Below are 26,974 nucleotides of genomic sequence, written 5' to 3'. Positions count from 1 at the left end.
ACGAGATCCGACACCGTCACGCCGGGAATGAGGCGCGTCACGTTTCCGCGAACGAGTAGGAATTCCACCTCGACAATAGGCTGCCACAAGACATTCGCCCCTATGCGTCGAGAAGTCCCGCGAGATAGACCCCGTACCCGCTCTTCTCCAAGGGTGTGGCAAGCTCGGCGAGCTGATCGTCTGAGAGCCAACCGGCGCGCCAGGCAATCTCTTCAACGCATCCAATCTTGTAGCCTTGGCGATCCTCAACGACCCGCACGAACTCGGTCGCCTGGATCATCGATTCGAAGGTTCCGGTATCGAGCCATGCCGTGCCCCGGTCAAGCACGCGCACCTGGAGCGACTTGTTTGCCAGGTAGTGGTCATTGACGGCGGAGATCTCGACTTCGCCACGTGCGGACGGTTTGATGGCCTTGGCGACTTCAACCACTGAGTTGTCGTAGAAATACAGGCCCGGAACGGCGTAGCGACTCTTGGGGTTTTCCGGCTTCTCTTCGATCGATATCGCCTTGCCGTCCGCATCGAACTCCACGACGCCATAGGCGCGGGGGTTTGCCACCTGGTAGGCGAAGATCAGTGCTCCTTCGACGTCGGCGTGCGTCCTGAGGTTGGATCCGAGTCCGGCACCATGGAAGATGTTGTCGCCGAGAACGAGAGCGACCTTTTCTTCACCGATGAATTCTTCGCCGATGACAAAGGCCTGCGCGAGTCCATCTGGCGAGGGCTGCACCGCATACGAGAGTTCGATCCCCCACGCGCTGCCGTCACCCAGCAGCCGTTGGAACTGTGCCTGATCCGAGGGTGTCGTGATGATCAGGATCTCGCGGATACCAGCGCTCATAAGCGTCGAAAGCGGATAGTAAATCATCGGTTTGTCGTAGATCGGCATCAGCTGCTTCGAGATGCCCTTGGTTATCGGCCACAGGCGGGAGCCGGAGCCGCCCGCCAGAATGATTCCGCGCATCAGCTTCCTTCCACTAGCGACTGGTAGTAATCGACCGCTTCGTTCCACCTCGGAAGTGCCTCGATCGCGAGAGCCTCTGCAAGGGACGGCGCTTCTCGGTCTTTCTCGGAAAACAGCAACTCCCCGGCCTCCGCAGGGAAGACGAGACCGATTTCCGAATCGAGCGGGTTGATGCCGTGCTCGACACTGGGGTTGTAGACGTCCGAGACGAGGTAGGCCACTGTTGCTTCATCCGTGAGAGCGACAAAAGCGTGGCCGAGTCCTTCGCTGAGGTAGACGGCTCGGTGCGTCTCCGTGTCGAGGCGCACAGCTTCCCACTTACCGAACGCGGGTGATCCGACCCTGATGTCGATTACATAATCGAGTACCGCACCGTGGGTGACTGTGACGTACTTGGCTTGGCTCGGCGGAATGTCGGCGTAGTGAATTCCACGAACGACGCCGCGTTTGGACACGGACAGGTTCGCCTGGCGGAGTGTGAACGGGTGCCCGATAGCAGCCTCGAGATCGTCGAACCGGTACCACTCGAGAAAGACACCGCGATCGTCTTCCCGCTTTGTCGGGGTCAGTTCGTAAGCGTCAGGGATCGAGAGCTGGCGAAGTTGCACGGGTAGATCCTATCCGGGACACACGTCGGGGCAGATGAGCAGGCGAGAGAGCGGTTTGGGGATTGTGGGCGCGAATCTCCGAAGAACTTTCCGGCTAGCCTGCGGAGAGGGAGTGAAGGTAGGCGTTGATCGTCGGGACTGCCGCGCCGGCAGAAATCAGTTTTCCATGACTGAGCCACGCGGCGTGATCGCACATCTGCTTGACGGTATCCATCGAGTGGCTGACGAGGATGACGGTCTTGCCGTCTCTCTTGAAGTCTTCGAACTTGTGGAAGCACTTCTCTTGGAACTCCGCGTCGCCGACGGCGAGGACCTCGTCCACAACGAGGATGTCCGGCTCCACGTTGATGGCGATCGCGAAACCGAGGCGCACATACATACCGGATGAGTAGTTCTTCACCGGCTGATCGATAAACTGCTCGACTCCGGAGAAGTCCACGATCTCATCGAACTTGCGAGTGACTTCTTTTTTGGACATCCCGAGGATCGATCCGTTGAGAAAGATGTTCTCCCGGCCGGAGAGTTCATGGTGAAAGCCCGAGCCCACCTCGAGCATCGCCGCGATCTTGCCGAAGTGCGTGATGCTGCCGGCATTCGGGTGATAGATGTTCGCCAGACACTTCAAGAGTGTCGACTTCCCCGAACCGTTGCTGCCGATGAGACCGAAGGTCGATCCGGTTGGCACATCGAAGCTCACGTCGTCGAGCGCGAGGAAGTCATCGTGCACTGAACGTCGTCCGCGCATCACCGCAGACTTGAGGCTCTGGTTTCGCTCGTGATACAGGCGGAACGACTTAGTGACATGGTCGACCCGCACCGCAGCCGGCGTCACAGCGCCTCCGCCAGGTTTCGCTCGTTCTTTCGGAAAACGATCATTCCGATCACGAGCGCCGCGAGGGCCCAGCACACGCAAATGAGCCATTCGACGCCGTCCGGCCAACGGTTGTCATAAATCAGCTCACGAAACAGTGCCACGAAGTGGACCATCGGGTTGAGGTCGTAGAGACCGAGAATCGTCACGGGAGTTCCCAACAGTCCGCCGTGGGTGTGGGATGCCGCCTCCACGAGCTGGATCGGATAGATGATCGGGGTGAGATAGATCCAGAGTTGAAGCACGATTCCGAGAAGGTATTGGGTATCGCGAAAGTACACGTTCGCGATGGAAAAGATCAGGCCAACGCCAGCGGCGAACACGGCGAGCAGCACCATCACTATGAGAAGAAGGGGGATCCACGGGAGAACGAAGCCACCTGCAATCGATACCGCCACAAGGAGGACGACCATCTCGAATCCCCAGTTGTACGCTGACGAACCGACTGTTGACAGCGGAAGCACAATCCGGCTGAACGACACCTTCTGGATGAGGTTGGCATTGCCGACGAGAGATGACGCGGCGGTACTGACAACTGCCGAGAAGAAAGTCCAGGGAAGAAGTCCGCAGAGAAGCCACAGCGCGAAGACGTCGAGCCCGCTCGGATCCCCGGGAAGAGGGTTGCTCTTGAAGAGCACACCGAACACCAGGCTGTAGATGAGCATGAGCGCGAGCGGGTTCGCCAGCGACCAGAGCTGCCCGAAAATCGTGCGCTTGTACTTGCCGCGTACCTCTCGGGAGGTCAGGTTGAGGAGCAGCTCTCGGGAGCCCCAGACTTCCTGCAGGTATTTCATACATCCTCTTAGTTGAGCGCGCTGACGACGTGGAGCCGCGCTAATTCTCGAACAATCTAGCCTAGACGGTCGGTAATCCCGGCAGCGCCAGGTACTGCGCGAGAGGATAGGGCGGCTCCGTTCGGCCCGCCGACGGTACATCGGGTACCGTGAGTCGAAACGCTGAATTCGCAAGACCGGCATGCAGACCCCGCGAATTCCCCGAAGAACTTCGCCACTTTCGAAGGAAACCAATTGTCGATCACTGGCTTAGGCAATGAAGTCACGATGTCGTGGCGCAAGCGCGCGATCCTGGGCGTCAGTGTCTTTGTGCTCTCCTTCATTATCGAAGTCTGGATTGCGCTTCCAGAGTGGACGAAAACCAAGTTCTTCGGCATCTCGGCCACCGCGCCAATCTCGAAGTTGTCCCCGGTGCTCGGCGGCAGCGATGCAGGCAGCTATCTGAACGCCGCGGTCGACCTTCAGGACGGGGTGATGTCACAGGCTCACATCTGGGTACTCAACCTGTGGCCGCCCGGGATGCCCTATCTGTTGGCCGTATTGGTCAAACTGGGTGACGGAGCCTCACCGGTCATCCCCATGGTGCTCTTGCTATGCGCGCTCTGGTCTCTTGTCCTCACATTCGCCGCGCTCATCTTCATCCCCCGCCGCGGGTACGTCAGTTTCGCGGTCTTTGCGATCTTCTGGGTCGGCAGCCCCATCTTCACGGGCTGGACGATTCACGCCGGCGTACTCGGGAGTGACGGACTCGCCACGGCGCTCGGCACTCTAGTAGCGCTCGGCCTTCTCTGGGCGAGCCAGACCCCGCCGCGCAAGCCCCGCGTCTGGTTATTCATCTTGCTTGGCGCAGCTCTTGCCGCGCTCGCCTACCTTCGCATCATGTGGTTCAACGCGGTTCCCGCTGCGCTCATCGGGCTGGCAGCGGTGGTGGTCGTAAGGTACATCGTCAACCGCGTCCGCCTCCGCGGTGAGCCGCGAAAAGCTATCCCGCCAGACTCGCGTCGCGGCCTCATCGAGTGGGGTGCACTCGGTCTCACCTTCATCATCCTGTGCGCCCCGTGGACGATCTACGGAGAGCGGGTATTGCATCCCGGAAGTTTCTCCTGGTCACAAAGCGACTACCAGTGGGCCCAAGAGTGGATGTCTGACAAGCGTCTCACTGACATCGGTGGAGGTTTCATTGTCACGGGCGGCGGAAACTGGCCGTGCCATCTCGAGCCGCTCAAATGCGCCGCTCTGAATAAACAAGAGTCAGCTCGGGAATACCCCTTCGGTGGAATCGCGCCGAACACCTTTGGGTTCTTCCAGAAGGAGTCTTTCAAAGCTGCACTGACGAACCCTCTCCCGTTCGTAGGCAATCGAACGGTGTACACAGTCCAGACCTGGCTCACCATCCCGGGCGGGTCCGTTGGCCGGTTCGACAACCTCGGATTCGGAATCCTGACCCTCATTGCCTTCATCGGAGCGTTGGTGATCCTCTTGAGGGACAGCATTAAACGACGGGCGGCGGGACCGCTCATGATCTTTTTCATTCTCGGAGCGAACATCGCTGTGGTCTGGCTTACCCACTTTGAATCCCGCTACGTCGTGCCCCTTCAGGCCATGTCCATCCTCGTAGTTGCTTTCTATGCCATTCCGCGCGAGCGAAGGCTGTGGAGGCGCTTTATCGCGCGGCGCCGCTCGAAGAGTCCGGCAAGCGTTTCGGTGGATGAACTCTCGGAAGACACCGGTGAACGCGTCTCCGCGTCGTAGCCGACACTCATGCGTGTAGCTGTATTCGGCGCTGGCGGATTCCTCGGCGCTTGGACGGTGCGAGCGCTGTTGGCGGCGGGTCATGACGTCGTCGCCGTCGTTCGCCCGACAACCGACCTCTGGCGCATAGACGGGTTGCCAGCCCTCACGGTCATCTCTCGAGCGAGCGCGGATTGGCCATCGATCGTCGATCGCGGCCGCTTCGAAATCGTCATGCTCCTCGACTGGGAAGGCGTTGCATCCTCCACCCGAAACGACGAGATCCAGTGGAGCAACCTCGAGCGTCATCGATTGCTGGTCGAGGCGGCAGCTGAAGCGGGCGTGCGTCGAGTCGTCGGGTTAGGTAGCCAGGCCGAGTACGGAGCGCGCACGAACCGCTCCGACGAAGAGTCGCCCACGAATCCGGAGACGACATACGGCGAGGCGAAGGTCGCGGCGATGCTGCAGTTGCGAAACCAGTGCGAATTACTCGGACTCGCGTGGGTGTGGGCGCGGGTGTTCTCGGTGTATGGGCCAATGGACAACGCGGGGATGCTGCTCGCCAGCATCGCGGGGAGCCTCGGCTCGAACGTGGACGTCGCCCTGTCCTCGGGGCAGCAGCGCTGGAGCTACCTCTATGCGTCTGACGCCGGGGCCGCGCTCGCGACATTGGCGACCGCTGCTCAAGCGGGTGGCATCGTGAACGTCGGCCACCCGATCGCCCCGCCGCTCAGGGAGATAGTCGTGCAATTCGCCAGCAATTTCGACAGTGGCGGCCGGCTCTTGTTCGCCCCGGCGCCCGCAGATCCCAGCGAGATCGCCCATCTGGAACCCGCCACGCTGCGACTTCTAGCGCTCGGCTGGACGCCCGAGGTTTCTCAGGCACAGGGGCTGTCAACCACTGCGCACTGGCTCACAGGACACGGAGTCACCGATCCGTATTTCGCCAGCCTCCAACTACCGCGCCCGGCAGGCGCTAGAGAGCAGAACTGACCGCAAGGTCACTGGGGCTCGCGGGGTAGTCGAAGGGAAGCGGCTGCTGGCCGGAACGGCTCACATACGGGAACTGGTCGTGGATGAAGTGCCCACCCTCGACCTTCGGCGTGATGAGGGCCTGCGGCGGGACGACGAACTCGACCAACTTGAGTCCACGCTCGAACATTCCCGACTCGATGTCCTGGACAGCGGACACGCGGCTGAACGGAATTTCATACGCCGCCGCGATCTTCCTGAGGTCGGGGGTCGAATAGCCCTCGCCGCTCGCGTGATAACGACTGCTCGTGTTCGAATCCTGGAATTGCTTGATGATTCCGTATCCGGAGTTGTTGAACACCACAATGGTGATCGGAAGCTCATAGTTGACCGCGGTCTGAAGCTCCTGGATGTTCATCTGGAGTCCGCCATCGCCGATAACGCATACGACTGGCGTTTCAGGTCGGGCGATCTGAGCGCCGATTGCCGCGGGAAGGCTGTAACCCATAGGCGAGTTACCGCCGGAAGTGAACAGGTAAGAATCGTCTGGAGCATAGGCCTGAAAGAGCCAACAGAGATTGGCGCCGGTATCCGAGACGACTATTGCTCCCTTCGGCAGGTACTTCTGGAACTCCTGGACGGCGTCGTAGGGGTTCAACTCCCCTGGCTCGACGGATGCTTCCCAACCGGAAGAGTTGGACTCCTTATCGGCCTGCACGAGCTCGAGCCATGGCTGGGAGTCGTACTCGAACGAAACACTTCCGAGCACGGGCGCCAAATCGGTCAGGTCGAATGCGCGTCCGGTATAGCGCGGGTTCGCGTGGAACTTACGTATCTCTTCCTCGTCGACGTCGACGACGAAGATGTCGGCGAACGGCGCGTAAGCACGAGGGTTCCCTGTTCGTTGCCGGTTGTCGAGCCGGCTGCCGAGGGAAAGGATCCTGTCGGCACCCTGCACGCTCCAGTTCGCATGGCGCGAGCCGTAGACGCCCTGTGACCCTTGGTAGCCCGGGCGTGAACGGTCGAGATAGGTGAGTCCGGCCCAACTCGCAATGTAAGGGATGCCGTGCGCCTCACACCAGTCCTGGGCGATCTTCGCTGTTCCCGCAAGGCCCAACCCTCCACCCATGATGACGAGCGGGCGCTGGGCGTTCTCGAGAAAGCTCTCGATCTGAAGCCCGATCTCCCGGGCGTCGATCGCCCCGAGTATTGGCTGGACGTCGACGTCGGAGAGGGCATTCAGGTAATCCTGCTCCGACACGGGGTCCTGCTGCACGTTCATCGGGACGTCCACTACGACAGGGCCCATCCGTCCCGAAGTGGCGATCGCGACGGCGTCACGCAGCGCCACCGCGAGCTCGGCTGTCGTTGAGACCTTCACGGCCATCTTGGTGATCGTGGAAACCATGGACACGATGTCGGTCTCCTGGAATCCGGCCTGGCGCACATCCGCACCGATAGTCGTCTTGCTCTCCCGGTCGTTGACCTGCCCGGTTATGTGAAGCGCCGGAATCGAGTCGAACCACGACGACGCGATACCGGTGATGAGGTTTGTCGCGCCCGGGCCGCTGGTGACCATCGTTACGCCGATCTTGCCTGTAGTGCGCCAGATGGCGTCAGCGGACATCGCCGCGGCCTGCTCGTGCTGTACACAGACGTAGTCGGTCGCGCTGTTGCGTCCGAGCGCGTCGATCATGAAGACGCACGCACCGCCATTGACCACGAAGACATTCTCGTGACAGCGCGCTGCAATGAAGTCTGCGATCAGGTCGGAGCCGGTCTTATGCGAGGCCCATACGTGCGCGTTCATTTTCACCAGTTCTTCCAGGGAGTCGACCCGCGGTCCCGTAGTCGGTTGGAGAGGTCAGATACCAGTGTCTCTCGACAAGTATCCAACGGCTTCCAGCTAATCGAAGTTAATTCGCTCGCGTTCGAACATCGGCGGCTCCGGCCTCACGCTCGAATGAATGCTCAGGATGTACTCACCGATGAGCCCGAGGAAAAAAAGATTGACCCCACCAAACAGAAAAGTCGCCACGATGAGCGTCGGGATTCCTGGAGCGGCCGACGAGCCGCCTACGAGGAAAATCAACAGGTTGACGATGCCTATCACCACCCCGACAAAGGCGAAGACGAGCCCAAGAAACAGAGCCCACCTGATGGGAGTTCGCGCTGTCGTGACGATTCCGTTGAGCGCCTGGTCGATGAGATCGGGAATCGAGTTCTTCGACTTGCCGACATCACGTCGGGCCCATTCGTAGGTGTAGGTCTCGAAGCGTGGGTTGGTCTGCGCCACCAGACCGCGAATGTAGGGGTAGCTCCCGCCGACCTCGGAAATCGCGTCGATCACTTCACGACGAGCGACCATGAATTCACCCGCGTGTGGAGGTGGGGTCGCCCCCCCGCTCGACCGAAGCGCTAGATAGTAGGAATTGCGGGCAGCACGCATCAGGATGCTCTCCCGACGGTTTGCGCGGATGCCATAGACAACCTCGACAGCGGGGGTCAGGAGCGCGATCATCCCGGGGATGGCCGACGGAGGGTCTTGGAGGTCAGCGGGGATCATCGGGACGATGATGTCGCCGGTGACACTCTTCAGGCCGTTCGCCATGCTGCGGAACGGTCCGACATTTCGCGAATTGACTATCACCTTCACGTGGGGATCAGCGGCGGCCAATTCCCGGAGAGCGGACAGAGTGCCATCCGTGCTCGCGTTGTCGCAAAAGATATGTTCGTAATCGAACTCGCCAAGCTCGATCTCCATCACCCGCGCGACCTCGGCCGCACAGGCGGCGACGTTTCCCTCTTCGTTGTAGCAGGGGGTAATGATCGAAATCTTCTGTCTGGTCATCGCTCGCGCACATCCACCGCCCAAGACTATCGGTCGCCTCGTCGGTCACTGACGCGTCCGTGGCGATGCCATGACCGGGCACGGGCCGGGCGGATCCTTAGGATGGGGTGCTACCGTCGCACGGGGAAATTAATCACTCGATGAGCACCGCGGAGTCTGGCCATGAGCGATAACACCCCGGCTGACGCGGCAGCCGACGGGCGGCCACGGGGGCCGATTCGATTCGTTCGAAGGCTCCTTCGGGACGAGCGTGTGCGATTCCTAGTCGTCGGCGGGTTCAATACTGTGGTCGGCTACGGCATCTTCGTACTAGTCCAGCTCACTGTAGGCAGACACACCAGCTACCTGCTGAGTCTGTATGTCGCCACCTTCCTGGGCACGATGGTCGCGTTTCTCAGCCACCGTAGGTTCACGTTCAGGATTGCCGGGCGACGCAACATAGTTGTCGAATTCTTTAAGTTCGCAAGCGTGAATATCGTCTCGCTGGTGATCAACACCATCGCCCTTCCGCTGCTCGTCGAGCTAGGCGGACTAAATCCACTGCTCGCCCAGGCGCTAATCGTGATCGTGACCACCGTAGTCAGCTACATCGGGCACAAATTTTTCTCGTTCCGAAGGCAGAAGAGCACTGGCGAAGCCCACGATGTCCTGTAGCCCCACCGAAGTAGGATTGGCGTCGCTATGCCTGCCCCTGAATCGCCAGCTCACGACACCGGACTCCCGGTGAGCCGCGTCGCGGTCATCACCGTCAGTTACGGCTCATCAGGTGTGCTTGATGGCTTCTTGGCGAGTGTTCCCGCTGCGAGCGCGAGTCCGGTCGCCGTCGTTATCGCAGACAACAAGCCGGAAGGCGCGGACGGTGTTCGCGACCTGGCCGTGGCGAACGGAGCGGAGTACCTGCCCCTCGCTGGCAACCCTGGTTATGGCGGCGCTATCAATGCCGCCGTGAAGGACCTCCCGCCGACGGTGGAGTGGATCCTGGTCAGCAATCCTGACCTTGTGCTCGGGGCCGGCAGCATCGACTTGCTCCTCACGACGGGAGACTCCAACCCGACAATCGCTGCTGTCGGGCCAGCGATCGTGACGAAAAATGAGGTGTACCCATCGGCGCGTTCGATCCCGTCGCTGCGAAATGGAATTGGACACGCCCTTTTCGCCAACGTTTGGCTCGGAAATCCGTGGACGAAGGCCTACCGCAAAGACTCCCAGTACGAAGCAATCCGTCGTGACGCCGGGTGGCTTTCCGGTGCCTGCGTGCTCGTGAGACGGAGCGCCTTCGAGAGCCTCGGTGGATTCGATGAGATGTTCTTCATGTACTTCGAAGACGTCGACTTCGGTTACCGCCTCGGTAAAGCAGGGTTCCGAAACGTCTACGAGCCCGCAGCCGTGGTCGAGCACTCCGGCGCTCACTCCACTGAGTCGCCCTCCGAGTCCGCTCGGATGATCGCGGTGCATCACGAAAGTGCGCGGCGGTTTCTCGGCAAGAAGTACAGCGGGCCGCTCCTATGGCCGGTGCGCTTTGTGCTCGGAATCGGGCTCTCCATACGCTCGGCTGTGCTGAAACGTCGATCCGGCCATCACTAGAATCGTCACGACTGTGCCAAGGAGGCATCCTCCCCATGAAAATCCTCGTCACCGGCGGCGCCGGTTTCATCGGCTCGAACTTTGTTCGACGCACCCTGCAAGACGCCTATGCCGGTCTCGAAGGTGCCGAGGTGATCGTGCTCGACGCGCTCACCTACTCTGGAAATCTCGAGAACCTCGCCCCGATCGCAGGCTCCCCGCGCTATGAGTTCGTGCACGGGGACATCCGCGACTCCGAACTTCTCGACACCTTGCTTCCGACCGTGGATGCCGTCGTGCATTTCGCCGCGGAATCCCACGTCGACAGGTCAGTGCGCGACTCCGGCATTTTCGTTGAGACCAATGTGCTCGGCACCCAGCGGTTGCTCGATGCGGCCCTGCGCGCCGATCTCCAGAGATTCGTGCATGTCTCGACCGATGAGGTCTACGGATCCATCGCCGAAGGCTCGTGGGACGAGTCACGGCCGCTCGAGCCTAATTCCCCCTACTCTGCATCGAAGGCCGGAAGCGACCTGCTGGCCCGCAGCTACTTCCGCACGCACGGCCTCAACCTGTCGATCACGCGCTGCTCGAACAACTACGGTCCGTATCACTTCCCAGAGAAGGTCATCCCGCTCTTCGTCACGAACCTCATCGACGACAAGCATGTTCCGCTTTACGGCGAGGGCAACAACATCCGCGACTGGCTGCATGTAGACGACCACTGCCGCGGAATCGCGATGGTGCTCGTCGGCGGCCGCGCGGGCGAGATCTACAACATCGGCGGCGGCACCGAGCTCACCAACAAGGAGCTGACGCAGCTGCTTCTGGATGCCACGGGCAAGGACTGGTCGTACGTCGACCGGGTCACCGATCGCCTCGGCCACGACCTGCGCTACAGCGTCGACATCAGCAAGATCCAGACCGAACTCGGGTACGCGCCGCAGGTGCCGTTCGAGCAGGGACTCGCGGATGTGGTGCAGTGGTACCGCGAAAACCGCGCTTGGTGGGAGCCCCTCAAGGAGCGTGCGGCGCTGTGACTCGATACCTCATTACCGGAGCGGCCGGCATGGTTGGCCAGGATCTACAGCAAGCCCTGTCCGGCCGGGAGATCACGGCGCTCAGAAGGGCGGACCTCGACATCACCGATTTCGATGCCGTTCGCGATGCGGTCGATGGTCATGACGTGGTCATCAACGCCGCTGCCTACACCAAGGTCGATGACGCGGAAGAGCACGAAGACGAAGCCTTCGAGATCAATGCGACAGGAGCCGAGAACCTCGCGATCGCCGCATCACAAACAGGGGCACGGCTGGTGCAGCTGTCTACAGACTATGTTTTCGACGGAACGGCGACGTCTCCCTACGAGGAATCCGCGCCGCTGCACCCGATCTCGGCCTACGGCCGCACCAAGGCCGCTGGTGAACAGCGAGTGCTGTCGGTGCACCGCGATGGCACGTTCATCGTTCGGACGGCCTGGCTGTACGGCGCCGGCGGACCGAATTTCGCGAAAACTATGCTGCGCCTTGCGACGAGTCACGACACTGTGAGCGTTGTGAACGACCAGCTCGGCCAACCGACCTGGACGGGCGACCTCGCACGCCAGATCGTGGAATTACTGGACGCGGATGCTGCGCCGGGTGTCTATCACGCGACCAACTCAGGTGAGGCGACCTGGTTCGACTTCGCCAGCGAGATATTCCAGGTAGCGGGGCTCGACCCCGCCCGGGTCGTGCCAACCACCAGCGCTGAGTATGTTCGCCCCGCTCCTCGCCCCGACTATTCGGTGCTCGGACACGGGGCCTGGGGCCGCGCCGGCATCTCGCCGATGCGAAACTGGCGGGCAGCACTCTCTGCGGCCCACTCAGCCGGAGCGTTACAGAACGCTGACTGAGCCATGGTTCGCTTTACCAGCTCGGCGGACAACGCAGACGACATTCGAAGTCGAAAGCACGACCGGCAACCCAGGAAAATACAACGCGCGTTTGATACCAGCGGATACGCCGATGATCGGGCCGGCAACGAGGGCGTAAATGCCGTTAGCGAACGAGGTTGCGAAGCTGTGGCGGCGAGCTCCGCGGAAGCTGACGACCTCGAGTCCCGACTGGAGAGCGAAGAAGGTCATCTTGAGATATCCGATGGCGGTGACATGTGTCGGGTCGCCATTCTGGAGAGGATTGCCCAGCCAGCTATCGGCATTGGGAAACCGGAAGAGGATCCTGCCTCCCTCGCGAAGGGCACGAGTCAGCTCGATGAGAAAAGCGGGAATCGCTTCCTGCGGAATGTGCTCGAGCACGTCGAAGACCGCGATCAGGTCGAATGAGCGCCCAGCGAGCTGGGCCATCTGGTCGGCGGCGAACACTTCGTAACCCGAGTCCGTTGCCGCTTTCACCAAGCCGGCATCCAACTCCGTCCCCGTGATGTTCCATCCCATCGACCGGCAGTAGGCGAGGAACGAGCCGTTGCCATAACCGATCTCGAGAACATCCCGGATGCCGTCCGGCTTAACGTGCACACCTTTCAACTCGCTGGAGAAGTAGGCAGCCTCTCCCGCAGACAGATGGCCGAACGGAGTCTGATCGACCCAGCCTTTCCACTCCACATAGTCGGAACTGCCTGATCCTGCTTCGTCATTCGACACGTCACGACTTTCGATTCGATATGTTCTTCGCGATTGCCCTCCCATGATGGCATGGTGTGTGCCGGGCGGAGGTCGACTGATCCCTGGCCCCCATTCGCGGGGTCTCGAGCTCGCTGGTAATGTCGTTGCAGGGGAATCGGCGGTTCCCGACAACTTCATTGGAGCGACATGACGACCCTGCGCGTGATCGTGGACCAGATCGTCGCGCCGATTCCGGGCGGCATCGGACGTTACACCGAGGAGCTCACGCGCGAACTCATCCAGACGGCCCCTCGAGGTTGTCATGTGACGGGCATCGTCTCTTCTTCGCCCGAGGCGGACTATGAATTGATCACCGCTGTCCTCCCTGGCCTCGACGGACTCTTCAAGAGTGCGCTGGCCCGTCGGGAACTCGAACTCGCCTGGCAGCACGGCTTCACCCGGCTGCCCGGAAGTGGCATGGTGCACGCGACCGGACTCTTCGCGCCCCTGTTCAAGCACGATCGCGTCAACACCGTCGGTGAACAGATCGCGGTGACGATCCATGACGTCATCCCGTGGACCAACCCGGAAGCCCTCTCGCCCCGGCGCCTCGGCTGGTACAAGTCCATGGTCAAGCGCGCCCACAAATATGCGGATGCCGTAGTGGTTCCGACGCATGCCGTGGCATCCCAGCTCGCCGAGATCTACGACTTCGGCGATCGGGTGAGGGTGATCGGCGGGGCGGTGAGCTCCAAGCTCACACTGCCCGTGGATCCGGATGCCCGTGCGGAGCGTCTCGAGCTCCCCGAGCGGTACATCCTCAGTGTGGGCACGCTCCAGGCTCACAAGGGCATCGCCCAGCTCATCCAGGCGATGGCTCTGCCCGAACTCGAGGGCTATACCCTGCTCATCGCTGGACCGGAGGGCTCGCAGGGTCTCGATGTAGCGGGCATAGCGGCCGCGGCCGGACTCGCCGAGGATCGCGTGCGCGCGCTCGGCTACCTCGCCGATGCCGACCTGGCGGTCGCGCTCGACCGCGCGGCGGTTTTCGTCTTCCCGAGCCTCGCCGAGGGTTTCGGGCTCCCCGTGATCGAGGCATTCAACTTCGGAACCCCGGTGGTTCACTCTGACGATCCCGCGGTGCTCGAGGTGTCGGCCGGGGCCGGCCTGGCGGTCGCTCGCGAGCCTGCGTCGTCCTTCGCCGAACGGCTGGCCGAGGCGATCGGCTCGGTTCTGGTGGATCCCGTGCTGGCCGAGCGGATGGGGTTCGCGGGGCGGGACCGCTCGCGCAACTTCAGCTGGGCGGATTCGGCCGAAAAGGTCTGGCAGTTGCACGCGGACCTGTAGGTCTCGACACGGGCGCTGAGCGCCCTACTCGACCAGCAAACGGTGCCGGGCGCTGAGCGCCATACTCGACCAGCAAACGGTGCCGGGCGCTGAGCGCCATACTCGACCAGCAAACGGTGCTGGGCGTTGAGCGCCCTACTCGACCAGCGGACTGCGGTACCAGGGCGCGTATTAAGACCGCGGCGGGAGGCTACGGCGCCGGTGTCGCCGTCTTCGGAGCGGTCGCGGCCTTCACCGCCGCATAGAGCTGCGCGTAGTCCGGCTTGGCCGGGTTGAACGTGGGCGGCACCAGCTCGAGATGGGTGATCGGCAGCTTTCGTGCCTTTTCCGCGAGGTCGACGAAGCCGGGCAGCGCACCCGACGGCACGTCTGTCTTGACGACCTGGGCGCCGGCCGCCGCGATGTCCTGGAACTTGGTGACGACGATATTGGGCTGGAACTGCTTGACGATAGCCTCCTGCACCTGGCGCTGGCGGGCCATCCGTTCGTAGTCGTTGCCCATGTACCGGGAGCGTCCGTACCAGAGCGCGAGGGCGCCATTCAGATGCTGGCTGCCGGCTTCGAAGGTGCCGTAGGGCTTGGTGGCGGTCACCGGTCCATAGGGCAGCCGGGCCGGCACGTTGATCGTCACCCCGCCGAGCGCGTCGATGAGGTCGGAGAAGCCCTGCATGTCGATGAGCCCGTAATACTGGATCTTGAGGCCGGTGACGCCCTCCGCGGCATCCTTCATCGCCTCGATACCCGCCGAGCTGCCCTTGGCCGCCGCATTCGGATAGAGAGACTTGTGCTCTTCGGCGTAGGTATACAAGTAGTCGATGAGGCACTGGTCGCCGCAGTCGTAGCCGTTGGGGAACGGCCCGTAGAGCGGTGATCCCTTGGCGAACTGGATCTGCTCCATGTTGCGCGGGATACCGATGATCGTCGTGGCACCGGTGGTGGCGTCGATGCTCGCCACCGACGTGCTGTCGGGGCGGAGGCCGGTACGGTCGGGTCCGGCGTCACCGCCGAGGAGGAGGATATTGTACCGCCCGTTCACCGGCGCGACCATGTCGCTCCCGGCGAAGATCGAGCTCACCGCGTTGCGCGCGCTTCCCGCGCTTGCCGCCCCGTAGCCCGCGGCACCCGCTGTCGCGACGAGCGCGAGGATCGACAGCGCAGCGATCGCCGGCCGCATCGCGGGGGCCGTCGCGATCAGGCGGGTGAGGCGCAGGGTGTCGAGCGTGAGCACGATCCAGAGCACGGCGTACGCGGCCAGCACCACCTGGATCGCCGTGAGCCCGATCGGACTGGTCACGATGCCCAGGATCACGGTGTGCGCCACGAGCCAGGTGACGATGCCGACGACCACGACACCCCAGAGCAGGAAGGTGGTACCGACGCCGAAACGGCCGAGCCGCCGATTGCCCGCGAGGATCTGGGCGGAGCCGGGGATGAGCAGGTTGAGACCCACAAGCCACCAGGCCCGCTTGGTCATGGTGGGGGTCGAGCGCAGATCCGGGGTGCGGATCGGGCTCGTCGCGGTCATCGCGCTCACAGGCTCGACTTCAGCGCGGCGTTCTTCGCCTCGACGGTGGCTTCGAGGGACCGGGAGAAATCCGCGAGAGACGCGGCGAGCGCGGGATCGGAGATCGCGAGCATCCGGATCGCGAGCAGTCCGGCGTTGCGCGCCCCGCCGATCGAGACGGTGGCGACGGGCACCCCGGCGGGCATCTGCACGATCGACAGCAGCGAGTCGAGCCCATCGAGGGTGGCGAGTGGCACCGGCACCCCGATCACGGGGAGGGTCGTGACCGCGGCGAGCATCCCGGGCAGATGCGCGGCACCCCCGGCCCCGGCGATGATCACGCGGATGCCCCGGCTCGCGGCATCCCGTCCGAACGAGATCATCTTCTCGGGCGTGCGGTGCGCCGAGACGACCTCTACCTCGTGTGACACCTCGAACTCGGCGAGGGCCGCGGAGGCGGCTTTCATGACGGTCCAGTCGGAGTCCGACCCCATCACCACGGCGACGATAGGCCGCTCAGAAGACAGGGGTTCGGGCATAGCGAACAGCCTAAAGGTCAGTTCTGGTAATGCTCTGCAGCGGCGCGCGCCTGGAAGACGACCTCGTCGAGGTCGTCACCGCCGGCGGTGACGTGTCCCACCTTTCGCCCCGGGCGGGGCGACTTGCCGTAATTGTGCACCTTGACCGAGGGCTCGTCCGAGAAGGCATGGGGGTAGCGGTCGTCGAGGCCGCCCGAGAGCGGTCCGCCGAGGATGTTGACCATGACCGACCACTGGTCCCGGCATCCGGTGGCGCCGAGGGGCAGGTCGAGCACGGCGCGGAGGTGCTGCTCGAACTGGCTGGTGGTCGATCCGTCGATCGTCCAGTGCCCGGTGTTGTGCGGACGCATCGCGAGCTCGTTGACCAGCAGCCGCTCATCCGTCGTCTCGAAGAGTTCTACGGCGAGCACACCCGTGACCCCGAGACTCTCGGCGACCGAGCGGGCGATCTCCTCCGCGACATCCGCGAGGCGCCCGCGAGAGGATGGCGCGGGCGCGATCACTTCGGAACACACTCCGTCGCGCTGGATGCTCTCCACCACCGGCCAGCAGGCGATCTCCCCCGACGGGCGCCGTGCGACGGACTGGGCGAGCTCGCGGCGGAATTCGACGAGCTCTTCGGCGAGCAGCGGATGCCCGAGCGCAAGCCAGTCGGCAGCCTCCGCCGCGGCACGCACCACCCGCACCCCTTTGCCGTCGTAGCCACCGGTGGCGGTCTTCACCACGGCGCGGCCACCGTGGTCGGAGAGGAATTCGGCGAGCTGGGCCTCCTCGTCGATTCGCGCCCAGTCGGGCACCGGGAGGCCGAGGGCCGAGAGGCGCTCCCGCATGAGCAGCTTGTCCTGGGCATAGAGCAGGGCGTCGGGGCCGGGGCGCACGGCGACGCCGGCCCCGAGGAGCGCGGCGAGCACCTCCTGCGGCACGTGCTCGTGATCGAAGGTCACGACATCCACAGTCTGGGCGAAGGGAAGCACGTCGGCGGCGTCCCGGAAGTCGCCGAGGGTCGTCACCGCGAGGGAGGCCGACTCGCCCGCGGTCTCGGCGAACACGCTCAGCTCGATGCCGAGGTTCACCGCCGCGGGGATCATCATTCTCGCGAGCTGTCCGCCACCGATCACACCTACCCGAAGAGTCACGCTGCCAGCCTAGCGAGAGGCTCACCTGCAGAGCGGCTCCTCTAGGTTAGGATTTCTTTTTACCAAGCCAAGGGGATTGTGTGCTCGCTCGACTGACCGCTCTCACCCGAGCGCTCTATTACAAGCTACTGAGATACGCCCTTAAATTCGGTGTGATCGGCCTGGCCGGCTACTTCGTCGATGTCTCCATCTTCAATCTGTTGCGGCTGGGCGTCGCGGGCGACGGCCACTTCTTCCAGGGCCCGATCGGCGCCAAAATCGTCTCGGCCGGCATCGCAACCATCCTCACCTGGTTCGGAAACCGGTACTGGACCTTCCGCGAACACCGCCGTCAGAACTACCTGCTCGAGCTTGCCGAATTCAGCGCGGTCTCGGTGGGCGGCATCCTCATCGGCCTTGGCTGCCTCTGGGTCTCGCACTACCTGCTCGGCTTCACGTCTCTGCTCGCCGACAACATCTCCTCGAACCTCGTCGGGCTCGTGCTCGGCACGTCGTTCCGCTTCCTGCTCTATCGCTTCTGGGTCTACGGTCATCACCGGGCCGACGGCCTCACCGCGCGCGAGCACAAGGCCGAGGCCGCGCGCCTGGCTATCTTCGAAGACGAGCAGAGCGCGAGCGAGGCCGCCGCGAACTGACGCTACGGTCTGCCGAGCGCCCGGTAGGTCCAGCCCGCTGCCCGCCAGGCGACCGGGTCGAGGCAGTTGCGCCCGTCGAGGATCGCCTTCGTTCCGACCAGCTCGCCGAAGGCCAGCGGATCGAGGTCGCGGTATTCGCGCCACTCCGTCAACAGCAGCACGGCATCCGCCCCGGCCGCTGCTTCGGCAGCGGAGGTGACGTACTCCATGTCGGGGAAACGGCGTCGTGCTGTCTCCACCGCCTGGGGGTCCGTCGCGAGCACCGTCGCCCCGGATTCGACGAGTCGGAGCGCCACGTCCAGGGCCGGTGAGTCCCGCACGTCGTCGGAGTCGGGTTTGAAGGCCAGCCCGAGCACGGCGATGCGCTTTCCGACGAGCGAGCCGCCCACGACCTCCTTGGCCAGGTCGACCATGCGTTCACGCCGACGATTGTTGATCTGGTCCACCTCGCCGAGAAAGGTGAGCGCCTGGTCGACGCCGAGTTCCTTCGCGCGGGCCATGAAGCCGCGGATGTCCTTCGGCAGGCATCCGCCGCCGAAGCCGAGGCCGGCGTTCAGGAAACGGCGGCCGATCCGGGCGTCGTAGCCGATGGCATCCGCAAGCTGGGTGACGTCGGCACCGGTTGCTTCCGCGACCTCCGCCATGGCGTTGATGAACGAGATCTTCGTGGCGAGGAACGCATTCGCGGCCACCTTCACCAGCTCGGCGGTGGCGAAATCCGTCACGACCTTCGGGGTGCCGCCGGCCAGCGCCCGGGCATAGACGGCGTCGAGGGTGGCCTCTCCCCGGCCATCGCTCGCATCGAGCCCATAGACGAGGCGGTCGGGCGCGAGAGTGTCTTTCACGGCGAAACCCTCGCGCAGGAACTCCGGATTCCAGGCGAGGGTGGCGCCGGAGCCGTGGTCGGCCACGATGTCGGCGAGAGTGCGCGCCGTTCCCACCGGCACGGTCGACTTGCCCACGACGAGGTCTCCCGAGGCGAGATGCGGCAGCAGCGCGTCGATGGCCGCCATCACGAAGCGCAGGTCCGCGGCATCGCTGCCCGGGAGCTGGGGGGTGCCCACCGCGACGAAATGAACATCGGATCCGCGAACATCCGAGATATTGGTGCTGAACCGCAGTCGCCCGGTGGCGACGGCGCGCGACAGCAGTTCCGGAAGGCCCGGCTCGTAGAAGGGCGGCGTGCCCGCATTCAGGAGGGCGATCTTCTCCGGATCGACGTCGATGCCGACGACTTCGTGGCCCAGCTCGGTCATGCACGCGGCGTGCACGGCGCCAAGGTAGCCGCAGCCGATCACAGATATCTTCATGATTCCCCTCGGGTAGGTGAGACAAACGATACTGAACTCAGCGCTGTCCCCACGCGGTCGTCTCGTCGCTCGGCGCCGGGTCCCGGCCCGGTCGGGAGGCCTCGGCTTGGCGTCGAGCCGCGATCGGGTTGAGGCTCTTCTCCATGAGGTCGTGCAGCGCGGCTTGCACCAGGTCGGCGCCCGGCACATCCTTCAATACGACTGGTTGGTCGAGACCCGTGTTGATGAGGATGTTGCCACTGCGGAACATGCTCTGCAGCCCGTTCTGGCGCACCGTCACGTCGTAGCCCCGACTGTGCAGCAGCTCCTGCCTGATGCGGATGAAGAAGCCGGTGCGCAGGATGATGCGGCGGGTGGTGATGACATAGCGCTTGCCGAGCCAGGCCACGAGCGGCAGCAGCCAGAGCAGAACGACGAGGAGCGCGGCCCCAGCGAGGAGCGCGATGTTCTCCCAGGCCTGCGGGAAACTGCCCTGGAAGTAGCCGACCGCTGCCGCGATAAGGATGAGCGCGACGCTCGGCCAGAACAGCACGCGGCCGTGCGGGCGGAGCCGGGCAACCACCCGTTCGCTATCCTGTGTGTCGCTCATCACCTATTCATACCGCAGATGCGTCACGTCACCGGCGGCGACAGCCATTACCCGGCCATCCGACGACCGCTTGACCGAGAGCCGTCCGCTGAAGTCGATGCCGATCGCTGTGCCGAGGAGGTCGTCGCCGGCCGGGAGCAGCACCCTCACCTGGCTGCCGAGGGTGCTGCAGAGGTCGCGCAGCTGCTCGGCGATGCCGCTGGACTCCGGGTCCGCGCCGAAACGCAGGAAAGCCGCGGTGAGCCGACCGAGCTCCGTGAGGTACCCGGCGAGCACGCGATCGGCGAGTTCGGCATCCGGCACGATCGGATCGTTGAGGGTGAGGGATGTCGAGGTCTCGGTCGGCAGATCCGCTTGGGCGATCGTGAGATTGACCCCGGCGCCCATCACGACGGCGCGGCCCCCCGGCAGCAGCTCGGCGAGCAGTCCCGATACCTTGAGGCCGTCGACCTGCACATCATTCGGCCATTTGAGTCGCACCGAATGCGTCGGCACGAGGGGGGCGATCGCGGTGGTCATGGCGATGCCCGCGATGAGGGGCAGCCAGCCGTAGTGGTCGAGCTCGAGGGGTTCCCCCGCGGGAAGTCGCGGGCGTAACAGCACCGAGATCGCCAGGGTCTGCCCGGGGGGAGCCACCCAGGAACGGCCGAGGCGACCGCGGCCATCGGTCTGGCTTCCCGTGACGAGCACCGAGAAGTCCGGCCAGCTCTCCGCATCAGCCCCGGATGCCCGGGCCACGAGCTCGGTGTTCGTCGAGCCGCATTCGTCGAGGATCTCGAGGCGGGCGGCCACTGCGGTGCTCAGGGGAAGCTGCATCCAACAAGGGTACGGGCAGGGCGATGTCGCTGGCCGGGCCCCGTGCGAAAGCGGCACCCCTGCAAACACCCGTTCCGTGCGGAGCACCGCGGCGGCCTCTGTTCGCCCGTGGCCGGGTTGCCGGGTTGCCCGTTCGCCCGTTCACGGGTTGCCCGTTCGCGGGTTGCCCGTTCGCCCGTGGCCCGTGGCCGGGTATCCCGTTCACGGATCAGGAGTTTCGGGGCGGATGCGGCGTGTCGATGGTCCTCCGCACGGGGTGTCGCCCGTGCTTCCTGATCCGCGAACCCGGTCTTCGGATTTCGTGGGCGCGAGGACACGATGGCGGTGGCCCGGGCGCGCTCAGGGCGCTCGGCCCCGAGGCACCGCATCCGCCTCCCTGAAGTCCGCCCACCCACCGAGCGACAGCCATCTCCCGTTCGCGGATCAGGAGTTGCGGGGTGGATGCGGCGTGTCGAGGGTCCTCCGCACGGCGTGTCGCCCGTGCTTCCTGATCCGTGAACAGGGTCTTCCTCGGGTGGAGCACCCCTCGGTTACTCGAGCAGAGACTCGCACACCCGCCGACGCCGATACCGGCCATGCGCGCCAGCTTTGTAGGTATCCACCACCGGGCCGGTCAGATGGCCGACGGTAAAGTGAACGCGTGACTGCTGATACGAACGCCACGAATGACCTCTACACGACCGCGGGCAAGCTCGCCGACCTGAAAGTGCGCTATCACGAAGCCGTGACCGCCAGCGGTGAGGCGGCAATCGAGAAGCAGCATTCCAAGGGCAAGAAGACCGCGCGCGAGCGCATCGAGCAACTGCTGGACCATGGATCCTTCGTCGAGCTCGACGAATTCGTGCGCCATCGCACCCACGCGTTCGGCATGGAGAAGAAGCGGCCGTACGGCGACGCGGTCGTCACGGGCACCGGCACCATCCACGGCCGCCAGGTCGCGGTGTACAGCCAGGACTTCACCATCTTCGGCGGATCGCTCGGCGAAGTCGCCGGTGAGAAGATCATCAAGGTGATGGACCTCGCCCTCAAGACCGGTGTGCCCATCATCGGCATGCTCGACTCGGGAGGCGCCCGCATCCAGGAGGGTGTCGTCGCGCTCGGCAAGTATGGCGAGATCTTCCGCCGCAACACCGCCGCCTCGGGGGTCATCCCCCAGATTTCGATCATCATGGGACCGGCGGCCGGCGGCGCGGTCTACTCGCCCGCCCTCACCGACTTCGTGATCATGGTCGACAAGACCAGCCAGATGTTCGTCACCGGGCCCGACGTGATCAAGACCGTCACGGGCGAAGACGTGGGCATGGAGGAGCTCGGTGGCGCCCTCACCCACAACAAGATCTCCGGCGTGGCCCACTGGCTCGCCGCGGACGAGGATGACGCGCTCGACTACGCGCGCACCCTTCTGAGCTTCCTGCCCGACAACAATCTCGCCGAGCACCCCGTATACGAGAGCGATGTGGAACTCGAGACGACGGATGCCGATCGCAAGCTCAACACCGTGATCCCAGACAGCCCGAACCAGCCCTACGACATGAAGACGATCATCGAACACATCGTCGACAACGGCGACTTCCTCGAGACGCAGCCGCTCTTCGCGCCCAACATCGTCGTCGGCTTCGGGCGGGTCGAGGGGCGCGCAGTGGGCGTCGTGGCCAACCAGCCGAACGCTATGGCCGGAACCCTCAACATCGAGGCGGGAGAGAAGGCCAGCCGATTCGTGCGGTTCTGTGACGCCTTCTCGATCCCGATCCTCACGCTGGTGGACGTGCCGGGCTACCTTCCGGGCACCGACCAGGAATGGACCGGCGTCATCCGCCGCGGTGCGAAGCTGCTCTACGCCTACGCCGAGGCGACCGTGCCGCTCGTCACGGTGATCACCCGCAAGGCCTACGGCGGGGCGTACATCGTGATGGGTTCCAAGCAGCTCGGTGCCGACCTCAACTACGCCTGGCCCACGGCCGAGATCGCGGTCATGGGCGGCCAGGGCGCCGTCAACATCCTGTACCGCAACGAGATCAAGGCCGCGGAGGCAGCCGGAGAGGATGTCGCGGCGGTGCGCACGAAGCTCGCCAACGAGTACACCTACAACGTCGCATCCCCCTTCCTCGCCGCAGAGCGAGGCGAACTCGACGGCGTGATCGAGCCGGCCGCGACGCGGGTCGTGGTGATCAAAGCGCTGAGAGCCCTCAGGACGAAGAGGGCGACCCTTCCGCCCAAGAAGCACGGGAACATCCCCCTGTGACCTCCCTGCAGCCCGCCGGGGACGACGGAGACGCCGGCACGGCCCCGGAGTTCGACGTGGTCGCGGGATCGCCGACCGCGGAGGAGCTCGCGGCGGTCACCGCGGTGATCACCTCGATGATCGAGGAAGTCGAAGACGGGCGACGAGCTGAGGGACCCCGCGTGAGCGCCTGGCAGCGCAGCCAGCGGAGCATCCGCGCGCCCCTTCACCCCGGTGCCGGGGCATGGCGTTCGTTCTCCGGGTAGCCGCCTGCCGAGATTGACCCCCATTCGGGTGTGATACTTCGATATCCCTCTAATCCGGTCCTAAAAACTACGGATTCCGCAACCGATGCTGCGGAATCAGCGGTGTTGGACCATTGCGACGGTGCAATCGGTCCCTGAATGGTGAAATGTACCCCGAGATCCGTCGTGTCCCCCATTGATATATCGCCCCTGACGGGCGTCTTTTCCAATCAGGGGTACAAAACTGTCCCCCGAATGTCCCCCGAAGTGTCGACTTTGCGGCGGCCCTCTCCGGACGCATTATTGATCTTGCTAGGTGTTCCTCTTCGAGTTACACCACCAACCATGGACCGACTAGGGTAAGCGGGTTCATGGCTTGGGGGCGGGTCAGGGCAATATTCGGGTTATTGCCCTGACCCGGAGCTTGAAACGGGACCGGCCTTCGGGGGCCGGTCCCGTTTTCCATGTCCGGGGTCGTCCGATCACGCCAAGGATGAATCGCGCGACCCGCCAGAAACGGACTCCCCGCCGGGCAGGGCTCAGCCCGCGGCAGGACTCAGCCGGTGGCGGGGCTCAGACGGTAGCAGGCACTTCCGTGCGGGGGATCTCGAGCCAGAGGTCGACCCGGTCCTCTTCGTCATCGATGCCCTGGCTGCCGAGCGCGCTCGAGTGTCCGTCGTCGAGGGAGGACAGCCCGACCACGGTCACGGCGATCTCGGATCCCTCCGGCACAGTTCGGGCGATGAGCTTGCCGGTCTGGGTGTCGCGGATCGCATCGGCGAGACGATTGAGCACACGGTCGAGATCGCCATCGGCGAGATCGTCGATGCCTCCCTCGTCCAGGAGGGTGACGGTCGTGCCGTTGCGGCGCGCGATCATGATCTGCTCACGGACTCGGTCGTTGAGAAGTTTGCGCCCGCGGATCTCGTCGCGGATCGCACCCTCGAGGTAGAGGCACTCCAGCCGTTGGGCATCGGTGAGCTCTCCCCCGACCGCCACGATCTGCCGCAGCATCGGCAGCGACATGCGGCTCGTCTGCCCGAGTCGGAACTGCCGCTCCGAGACGTGCGCCTCCTGGGCGGCTCGCCACTCCACCGCCTCGCGCTCGGCGAGGGCGTACTGCCGGGTATCCCGGCCCGCCTTGGCGAGAGACAGGGAGAGGGCATGGGAGACGGCGACCCAGCCGACGCTGCCGATCACTCCATAGGCGACGAGCCCTCCCGGTCCCGCCCAGGCCACCGTCTGCACGACGAGGGCGGCCGTGCCGATCCACGCGAAGGTGTGGCGCCGACGGGTGGAGGTGATGACCATCAGGGTGCCGATGGCCGCCGTGTGCCAGGCCGCATAGGTGCCTTTGGCTGCTGCCTCGTCGAACTGGCTCGTTACGAGCAGCGGCACGACAACCGCGACGGCCACGTCGAACGCGGCTATCCAGGTGGGCATGCGCTGGGTGCGCGACAGCATGAGGCTCAACACCGTCGCGATGCCGTACAGCACCATCGCGGCGATGTACGGCCCCTTGAGCCGGGGCACATCGATCGACACGGATGCGAGCAACAGGTGATAGGCCGAGAAGATGGCGGCGAGTCCGATGATGAGAACCCGGGGAACGGAGACGATCACAGGGGCTGTCCTTCCCGCGTGGCCGCAGTGACGCCGTCGAGCCGGGTGCCCTCGACCGACGCGACGACGATGCTCGGCCAGGTGATCCAGATCACGGTACCGCGATCGATGCCGGCATCGACCTCGACCGACCCGCCGGCGCTGGTGACGCGCTCGATGATCGAGACTCGAAGACCGAGGCGCTCACTCGGCACGGTGTCGAAGGCGAAGCCCGCTCCGTCGTCGCCGATGCCGATCCGGATGCCTCCGCCCTCGGCCTCCTCGACGACGAGCCAACGGTGCACCTCGTCTCCGGCGCCGGCGTGCTGCAGGCTGTTGACCATCGCCTGCATGGCCGCCGAGTACACCGCCTCGGAAGACTGCACAGGGATGCTGCCGGACCCGACCCTGCCGGCTCGCAACTCGAAGGGCCCGGAGAGGGTCGACAGGGAATCCGTGATCCGCTGCGCAAGCTGCTGGAGAGTGACGGTGGCGTCGTCGTCCGGTGAGGCGGCCGCGGCATCCTTGAGGTGGCCCATCGCATTGCGAGCCATGCGGGTGGCGAGCTCCTTGGCCTCCGGGGTGTAGGCCCGTGCCGCCGAGAGCAGCGTGGTGAGCACGCTGTCGTGGACGATGGAGTCCACCTGCACCCGCTCGACTTCGGTGGCATGCTGTCGCACGGCATGCGCGTACCGGTCGAGGGCCGTGCCCTGCGCGTTGTCGACGGAGGCGGCCGCCTGGCGGAGAAGGGTGATCAGGATCAGCACCGCGCCACCGAGAATGATGGCGTAGGCCATGTCAAGGGACGCCGACGGGATGGTGGCGCCACCACCGGCGGGGGTGATCCGCACGATCCCGTAGATGACCGGGGTCACGAAGAGGTAGGCAGTCGCCTGCCAGGTGGTGAAGGCGATCGCTGCGGTGGACGTCGCGACGGTGCAGAGCAGCCAGAGCCAGGGTCGCTCGGTCGACAGGGAGAGAGGTTCGTCCACGACGAATGGCCAGCCCGCCAGCGCCAACAGATAGGCGAAGGACACGTAGGCGTTGACTCCCCGGACCCACCGCTTCACGAAGGAGGCGACGAGAGTCGCGACGATGCCCCCGTAGATGCCCACACCGAAGATGAGTGCCCACACCGTCTGGGCTGCTGGCAGTTGTTGGAGCACTGAGGGCACGGCCTGCAGGCCGAACACCAACCCGAAGATGGCCACCGAGCGAGACACGACAGTCTCGATCTGCGGTCGACTGATCGGATTGTGTGGTTGCCGGGCCAGCGATCCGGGCGGCGGCGACCCTCCCTTAGCGGCCATCACCACCGTCCGGGTCGAGACCCGGCAGGATGCCGTCTTCCACGGCGCGACGGAGGAGGTCGACCTTGGTGGGCGCGGGGCGACCCACCTCCACGTACTTGACGCGGATGCGATCCAGATATTCCCGGGCGGTGGAGTAGCCGATCCCGAGCTGCTGCGCTGCGAGCTTCAGAGGGAGGCCGGAGGCATAGAGATGCAGGATCTCGCGCTCCCGGCGCCCGAGCTGCGCCTTTGCGAAATCACGGTCCGCGTCGATCGCGGTCGCCCACTCGAGGTTGTTCAGTACCTCGCCGCGCGCGACGGTCTCGACGGCGGACATCACCGTCTTCGTCGCCGACGACTTGGGGATGACCCCGGCCGCCCCGGCGGCGAGCGCCTCACGAACGGAGGCCACCCGGTCGGCGATCGAGTGGATGAGCACGGCGGATCCGGTGGCCTGCACCCGCTTCACGTTCTCGGTGACGGTCGAGCCGTCGCCGAGCGACAGGTCGAGCACCACGACGTCGTTCTCGCGCCCGTCGAGATTGTCGACGAACTCCTGAACCGATGCCGCGGCGAGGATGAAGTCGAAGCCCGCATCGATACAGGCCGCCTTAAGCCCGAGCCGAACGGATTCATGGTCGTCTACGACCGACACCCGCACAGCACTCTGGTGTACGGCGGGTGTGGATTGCTCTGTTGTGGTCTGCGCCATCGTTGATCCTGTCTGCCCCCGTGGTGCTGAAAATCAGTCATTCCCCCGGTGTCCATGGTACCGGCAGCGC

26 protein-coding genes are annotated in these 26,974 nt (G+C 64.3%); 10 read left to right on the top strand and 16 right to left on the bottom strand.

Going from position 1 to position 26,974, the window contains the following annotated elements:
• Window positions 1-100: 100 nt before the first annotated feature.
• From rfbA to ACVXZ4_RS03665, 4 genes are all read right to left on the bottom strand, one after another.
• The gene (gene rfbA / locus ACVXZ4_RS03680; protein WP_354574111.1) at window positions 101-964 is read right to left on the bottom strand and encodes a glucose-1-phosphate thymidylyltransferase RfbA; all 864 of its coding nucleotides are present in this window, start codon (window positions 962-964) and stop codon (window positions 101-103) included.
• The gene (locus ACVXZ4_RS03675) at window positions 964-1,572 is read right to left on the bottom strand and encodes a dTDP-4-dehydrorhamnose 3,5-epimerase family protein (protein ID WP_461796881.1); all 609 of its coding nucleotides are present in this window, start codon (window positions 1,570-1,572) and stop codon (window positions 964-966) included. Before ACVXZ4_RS03675 ends, rfbA begins: the two co-directional genes overlap by 1 nt.
• 94 nt (window positions 1,573-1,666) lie before the next feature.
• Window positions 1,667-2,404, bottom strand: coding sequence for an ABC transporter ATP-binding protein (locus ACVXZ4_RS03670; protein WP_461796880.1), 738 nt, complete (start codon window positions 2,402-2,404; stop codon window positions 1,667-1,669).
• The gene (locus tag ACVXZ4_RS03665) at window positions 2,401-3,237 is read right to left on the bottom strand and encodes an ABC transporter permease (protein WP_354574108.1); all 837 of its coding nucleotides are present in this window, start codon (window positions 3,235-3,237) and stop codon (window positions 2,401-2,403) included. Before ACVXZ4_RS03665 ends, ACVXZ4_RS03670 begins: the two co-directional genes overlap by 4 nt.
• Before the next feature lie 234 nt (window positions 3,238-3,471).
• On the opposite strand from ACVXZ4_RS03665, the gene ACVXZ4_RS03660 reads away from it, so the two are divergent.
• Window positions 3,472-4,989, top strand: coding sequence for a hypothetical protein (locus tag ACVXZ4_RS03660; RefSeq protein ID WP_461796879.1), 1,518 nt, complete (start codon window positions 3,472-3,474; stop codon window positions 4,987-4,989).
• A gap of 9 nt (window positions 4,990-4,998) precedes the next feature.
• Window positions 4,999-5,961 (top strand): NAD-dependent epimerase/dehydratase family protein, encoded by a 963-nt coding sequence (locus ACVXZ4_RS03655; RefSeq protein WP_461796878.1) that lies wholly within the window; start codon window positions 4,999-5,001, stop codon window positions 5,959-5,961.
• Here ACVXZ4_RS03655 and ACVXZ4_RS03650 read toward each other — a convergent pair.
• Window positions 5,945-7,750, bottom strand: a complete 1,806-nt coding sequence (locus tag ACVXZ4_RS03650; protein ID WP_461796877.1) for a thiamine pyrophosphate-binding protein — start codon at window positions 7,748-7,750, stop codon at window positions 5,945-5,947. The genes ACVXZ4_RS03655 and ACVXZ4_RS03650 overlap by 17 nt on opposite strands.
• 96 nt (window positions 7,751-7,846) lie before the next feature.
• Entirely contained in the window at window positions 7,847-8,791 is a 945-nt protein-coding gene (locus ACVXZ4_RS03645) for a glycosyltransferase family 2 protein (protein WP_354574104.1), read from the bottom strand.
• A gap of 162 nt (window positions 8,792-8,953) precedes the next feature.
• Here ACVXZ4_RS03645 and ACVXZ4_RS03640 point away from each other — a divergent pair, with 162 nt between their 5' ends.
• From ACVXZ4_RS03640 to rfbD, 4 genes are read left to right on the top strand one after another with little or no spacing between them, the layout of a single operon-like run.
• Window positions 8,954-9,445 (top strand): GtrA family protein, encoded by a 492-nt coding sequence (locus ACVXZ4_RS03640; RefSeq protein ID WP_461796876.1) that lies wholly within the window; start codon window positions 8,954-8,956, stop codon window positions 9,443-9,445.
• 27 nt (window positions 9,446-9,472) lie between these two features.
• Window positions 9,473-10,375, top strand: coding sequence for a glycosyltransferase family 2 protein (locus ACVXZ4_RS03635; RefSeq protein WP_461796875.1), 903 nt, complete (start codon window positions 9,473-9,475; stop codon window positions 10,373-10,375).
• A gap of 35 nt (window positions 10,376-10,410) precedes the next feature.
• On the top strand, window positions 10,411-11,394 hold the full coding sequence (gene rfbB, locus ACVXZ4_RS03630) for a dTDP-glucose 4,6-dehydratase (RefSeq protein ID WP_354574101.1): 984 nt from the start codon (window positions 10,411-10,413) through the stop codon (window positions 11,392-11,394).
• On the top strand, window positions 11,391-12,248 hold the full coding sequence (gene rfbD, locus ACVXZ4_RS03625; protein ID WP_461796874.1) for a dTDP-4-dehydrorhamnose reductase: 858 nt from the start codon (window positions 11,391-11,393) through the stop codon (window positions 12,246-12,248). Before rfbB ends, rfbD begins: the two co-directional genes overlap by 4 nt.
• On the opposite strand, the gene ACVXZ4_RS03620 is transcribed toward rfbD, so the two are convergent.
• The gene (locus tag ACVXZ4_RS03620; protein WP_461796873.1) at window positions 12,231-12,995 is read right to left on the bottom strand and encodes a class I SAM-dependent methyltransferase; all 765 of its coding nucleotides are present in this window, start codon (window positions 12,993-12,995) and stop codon (window positions 12,231-12,233) included. The genes rfbD and ACVXZ4_RS03620 overlap by 18 nt on opposite strands.
• A 168-nt stretch (window positions 12,996-13,163) precedes the next feature.
• Here ACVXZ4_RS03620 and ACVXZ4_RS03615 point away from each other — a divergent pair, with 168 nt between their 5' ends.
• On the top strand, window positions 13,164-14,303 hold the full coding sequence (locus ACVXZ4_RS03615) for a glycosyltransferase family 4 protein (protein ID WP_461796872.1): 1,140 nt from the start codon (window positions 13,164-13,166) through the stop codon (window positions 14,301-14,303).
• A gap of 190 nt (window positions 14,304-14,493) precedes the next feature.
• Here ACVXZ4_RS03615 and ACVXZ4_RS03610 read toward each other — a convergent pair whose 3' ends face one another.
• From ACVXZ4_RS03610 to ACVXZ4_RS03600, 3 genes are read right to left on the bottom strand one after another with little or no spacing between them, the layout of a single operon-like run.
• Entirely contained in the window at window positions 14,494-15,828 is a 1,335-nt protein-coding gene (locus ACVXZ4_RS03610; RefSeq protein ID WP_461796871.1) for an LCP family protein, read from the bottom strand.
• A 5-nt stretch (window positions 15,829-15,833) separates the two neighbouring features.
• Window positions 15,834-16,346 carry a 5-(carboxyamino)imidazole ribonucleotide mutase gene (gene purE / locus ACVXZ4_RS03605; RefSeq protein WP_461796870.1) on the bottom strand — a complete coding sequence of 171 codons (513 nt, stop codon included), beginning with the start codon at window positions 16,344-16,346 and terminating at the stop codon, window positions 15,834-15,836.
• A gap of 17 nt (window positions 16,347-16,363) precedes the next feature.
• Window positions 16,364-17,482 (bottom strand): 5-(carboxyamino)imidazole ribonucleotide synthase, encoded by a 1,119-nt coding sequence (locus tag ACVXZ4_RS03600; RefSeq protein ID WP_461796869.1) that lies wholly within the window; start codon window positions 17,480-17,482, stop codon window positions 16,364-16,366.
• Between the two features lie 80 nt (window positions 17,483-17,562).
• Here ACVXZ4_RS03600 and ACVXZ4_RS03595 point away from each other — a divergent pair, with 80 nt between their 5' ends.
• On the top strand, window positions 17,563-18,117 hold the full coding sequence (locus tag ACVXZ4_RS03595; RefSeq protein ID WP_461796868.1) for a GtrA family protein: 555 nt from the start codon (window positions 17,563-17,565) through the stop codon (window positions 18,115-18,117).
• A 2-nt stretch (window positions 18,118-18,119) separates the two neighbouring features.
• Here the strand turns inward: ACVXZ4_RS03595 and ACVXZ4_RS03590 are convergent, their stop codons facing one another.
• The 3 genes from ACVXZ4_RS03590 to ACVXZ4_RS03580 are packed head-to-tail and all read right to left on the bottom strand — an operon-like array spanning window position 18,120 to window position 20,832.
• Window positions 18,120-19,427, bottom strand: a complete 1,308-nt coding sequence (locus ACVXZ4_RS03590) for a UDP-glucose dehydrogenase family protein (protein ID WP_461796867.1) — start codon at window positions 19,425-19,427, stop codon at window positions 18,120-18,122.
• A gap of 37 nt (window positions 19,428-19,464) precedes the next feature.
• Window positions 19,465-20,016 carry a PH domain-containing protein gene (locus ACVXZ4_RS03585; RefSeq protein WP_461796866.1) on the bottom strand — a complete coding sequence of 184 codons (552 nt, stop codon included), beginning with the start codon at window positions 20,014-20,016 and terminating at the stop codon, window positions 19,465-19,467.
• Window positions 20,017-20,019: 3 nt separating this feature from the next.
• A complete protein-coding gene (locus tag ACVXZ4_RS03580; protein ID WP_461796865.1) occupies window positions 20,020-20,832 on the bottom strand; it encodes a biotin--[acetyl-CoA-carboxylase] ligase in 813 nt (270 codons plus the stop codon).
• A 640-nt stretch (window positions 20,833-21,472) separates the two neighbouring features.
• Here ACVXZ4_RS03580 and ACVXZ4_RS03575 point away from each other — a divergent pair.
• Window positions 21,473-23,074: an acyl-CoA carboxylase subunit beta gene (locus tag ACVXZ4_RS03575; RefSeq protein WP_461796864.1), complete on the top strand. Its 1,602-nt coding sequence runs from the start codon at window positions 21,473-21,475 to the stop codon at window positions 23,072-23,074.
• Complete coding sequence (locus tag ACVXZ4_RS03570; RefSeq protein ID WP_461796863.1) at window positions 23,071-23,319, top strand: acyl-CoA carboxylase subunit epsilon; 249 nt, start codon at window positions 23,071-23,073, stop codon at window positions 23,317-23,319. The genes ACVXZ4_RS03575 and ACVXZ4_RS03570 overlap by 4 nt, the downstream gene beginning before the upstream one ends.
• A gap of 552 nt (window positions 23,320-23,871) precedes the next feature.
• On the opposite strand, the gene ACVXZ4_RS03565 is transcribed toward ACVXZ4_RS03570, so the two are convergent.
• The 3 genes from ACVXZ4_RS03565 to ACVXZ4_RS03555 all read right to left on the bottom strand — a co-directional run bounded on the left by ACVXZ4_RS03565 (window position 23,872) and on the right by ACVXZ4_RS03555 (window position 26,904).
• A complete protein-coding gene (locus tag ACVXZ4_RS03565; protein ID WP_461796862.1) occupies window positions 23,872-24,921 on the bottom strand; it encodes a hypothetical protein in 1,050 nt (349 codons plus the stop codon).
• Window positions 24,918-26,123 carry an ATP-binding protein gene (locus ACVXZ4_RS03560; protein ID WP_461796861.1) on the bottom strand — a complete coding sequence of 402 codons (1,206 nt, stop codon included), beginning with the start codon at window positions 26,121-26,123 and terminating at the stop codon, window positions 24,918-24,920. The genes ACVXZ4_RS03565 and ACVXZ4_RS03560 overlap by 4 nt, the downstream gene beginning before the upstream one ends.
• A 76-nt stretch (window positions 26,124-26,199) precedes the next feature.
• On the bottom strand, window positions 26,200-26,904 hold the full coding sequence (locus ACVXZ4_RS03555) for a response regulator transcription factor (RefSeq protein ID WP_461796860.1): 705 nt from the start codon (window positions 26,902-26,904) through the stop codon (window positions 26,200-26,202).
• Window positions 26,905-26,974 lie beyond the last annotated feature (70 nt).

Source organism: Lacisediminihabitans sp. FW035, assembly GCF_054880895.1.
Note: the sequence above shows the minus strand (reverse complement) of the source record. Positions and strands in the feature narration are given on the sequence as shown.

Coding starts and splice junctions, on each gene's coding strand:
- rfbA (WP_354574111.1), bottom strand. CDS start 964: ATGCGCGGAATCATTCTGGCGGGCGGCTCCGGCTCCCGCCTGTGGCCG.
- ACVXZ4_RS03665 (WP_354574108.1), bottom strand. CDS start 3,237: ATGAAATACCTGCAGGAAGTCTGGGGCTCCCGAGAGCTGCTCCTCAAC.
- ACVXZ4_RS03655 (WP_461796878.1), top strand. CDS start 4,999: ATGCGTGTAGCTGTATTCGGCGCTGGCGGATTCCTCGGCGCTTGGACG.
- ACVXZ4_RS03650 (WP_461796877.1), bottom strand. CDS start 7,750: ATGAACGCGCACGTATGGGCCTCGCATAAGACCGGCTCCGACCTGATC.
- ACVXZ4_RS03645 (WP_354574104.1), bottom strand. CDS start 8,791: ATGACCAGACAGAAGATTTCGATCATTACCCCCTGCTACAACGAAGAG.
- ACVXZ4_RS03640 (WP_461796876.1), top strand. CDS start 8,954: ATGAGCGATAACACCCCGGCTGACGCGGCAGCCGACGGGCGGCCACGG.
- ACVXZ4_RS03635 (WP_461796875.1), top strand. CDS start 9,473: ATGCCTGCCCCTGAATCGCCAGCTCACGACACCGGACTCCCGGTGAGC.
- rfbB (WP_354574101.1), top strand. CDS start 10,411: ATGAAAATCCTCGTCACCGGCGGCGCCGGTTTCATCGGCTCGAACTTT.
- ACVXZ4_RS03615 (WP_461796872.1), top strand. CDS start 13,164: ATGACGACCCTGCGCGTGATCGTGGACCAGATCGTCGCGCCGATTCCG.
- ACVXZ4_RS03610 (WP_461796871.1), bottom strand. CDS start 15,828: ATGACCGCGACGAGCCCGATCCGCACCCCGGATCTGCGCTCGACCCCC.
- purE (WP_461796870.1), bottom strand. CDS start 16,346: ATGCCCGAACCCCTGTCTTCTGAGCGGCCTATCGTCGCCGTGGTGATG.
- ACVXZ4_RS03590 (WP_461796867.1), bottom strand. CDS start 19,427: ATGAAGATATCTGTGATCGGCTGCGGCTACCTTGGCGCCGTGCACGCC.
- ACVXZ4_RS03585 (WP_461796866.1), bottom strand. CDS start 20,016: ATGAGCGACACACAGGATAGCGAACGGGTGGTTGCCCGGCTCCGCCCG.
- ACVXZ4_RS03580 (WP_461796865.1), bottom strand. CDS start 20,832: ATGCAGCTTCCCCTGAGCACCGCAGTGGCCGCCCGCCTCGAGATCCTC.
- ACVXZ4_RS03555 (WP_461796860.1), bottom strand. CDS start 26,904: ATGGCGCAGACCACAACAGAGCAATCCACACCCGCCGTACACCAGAGT.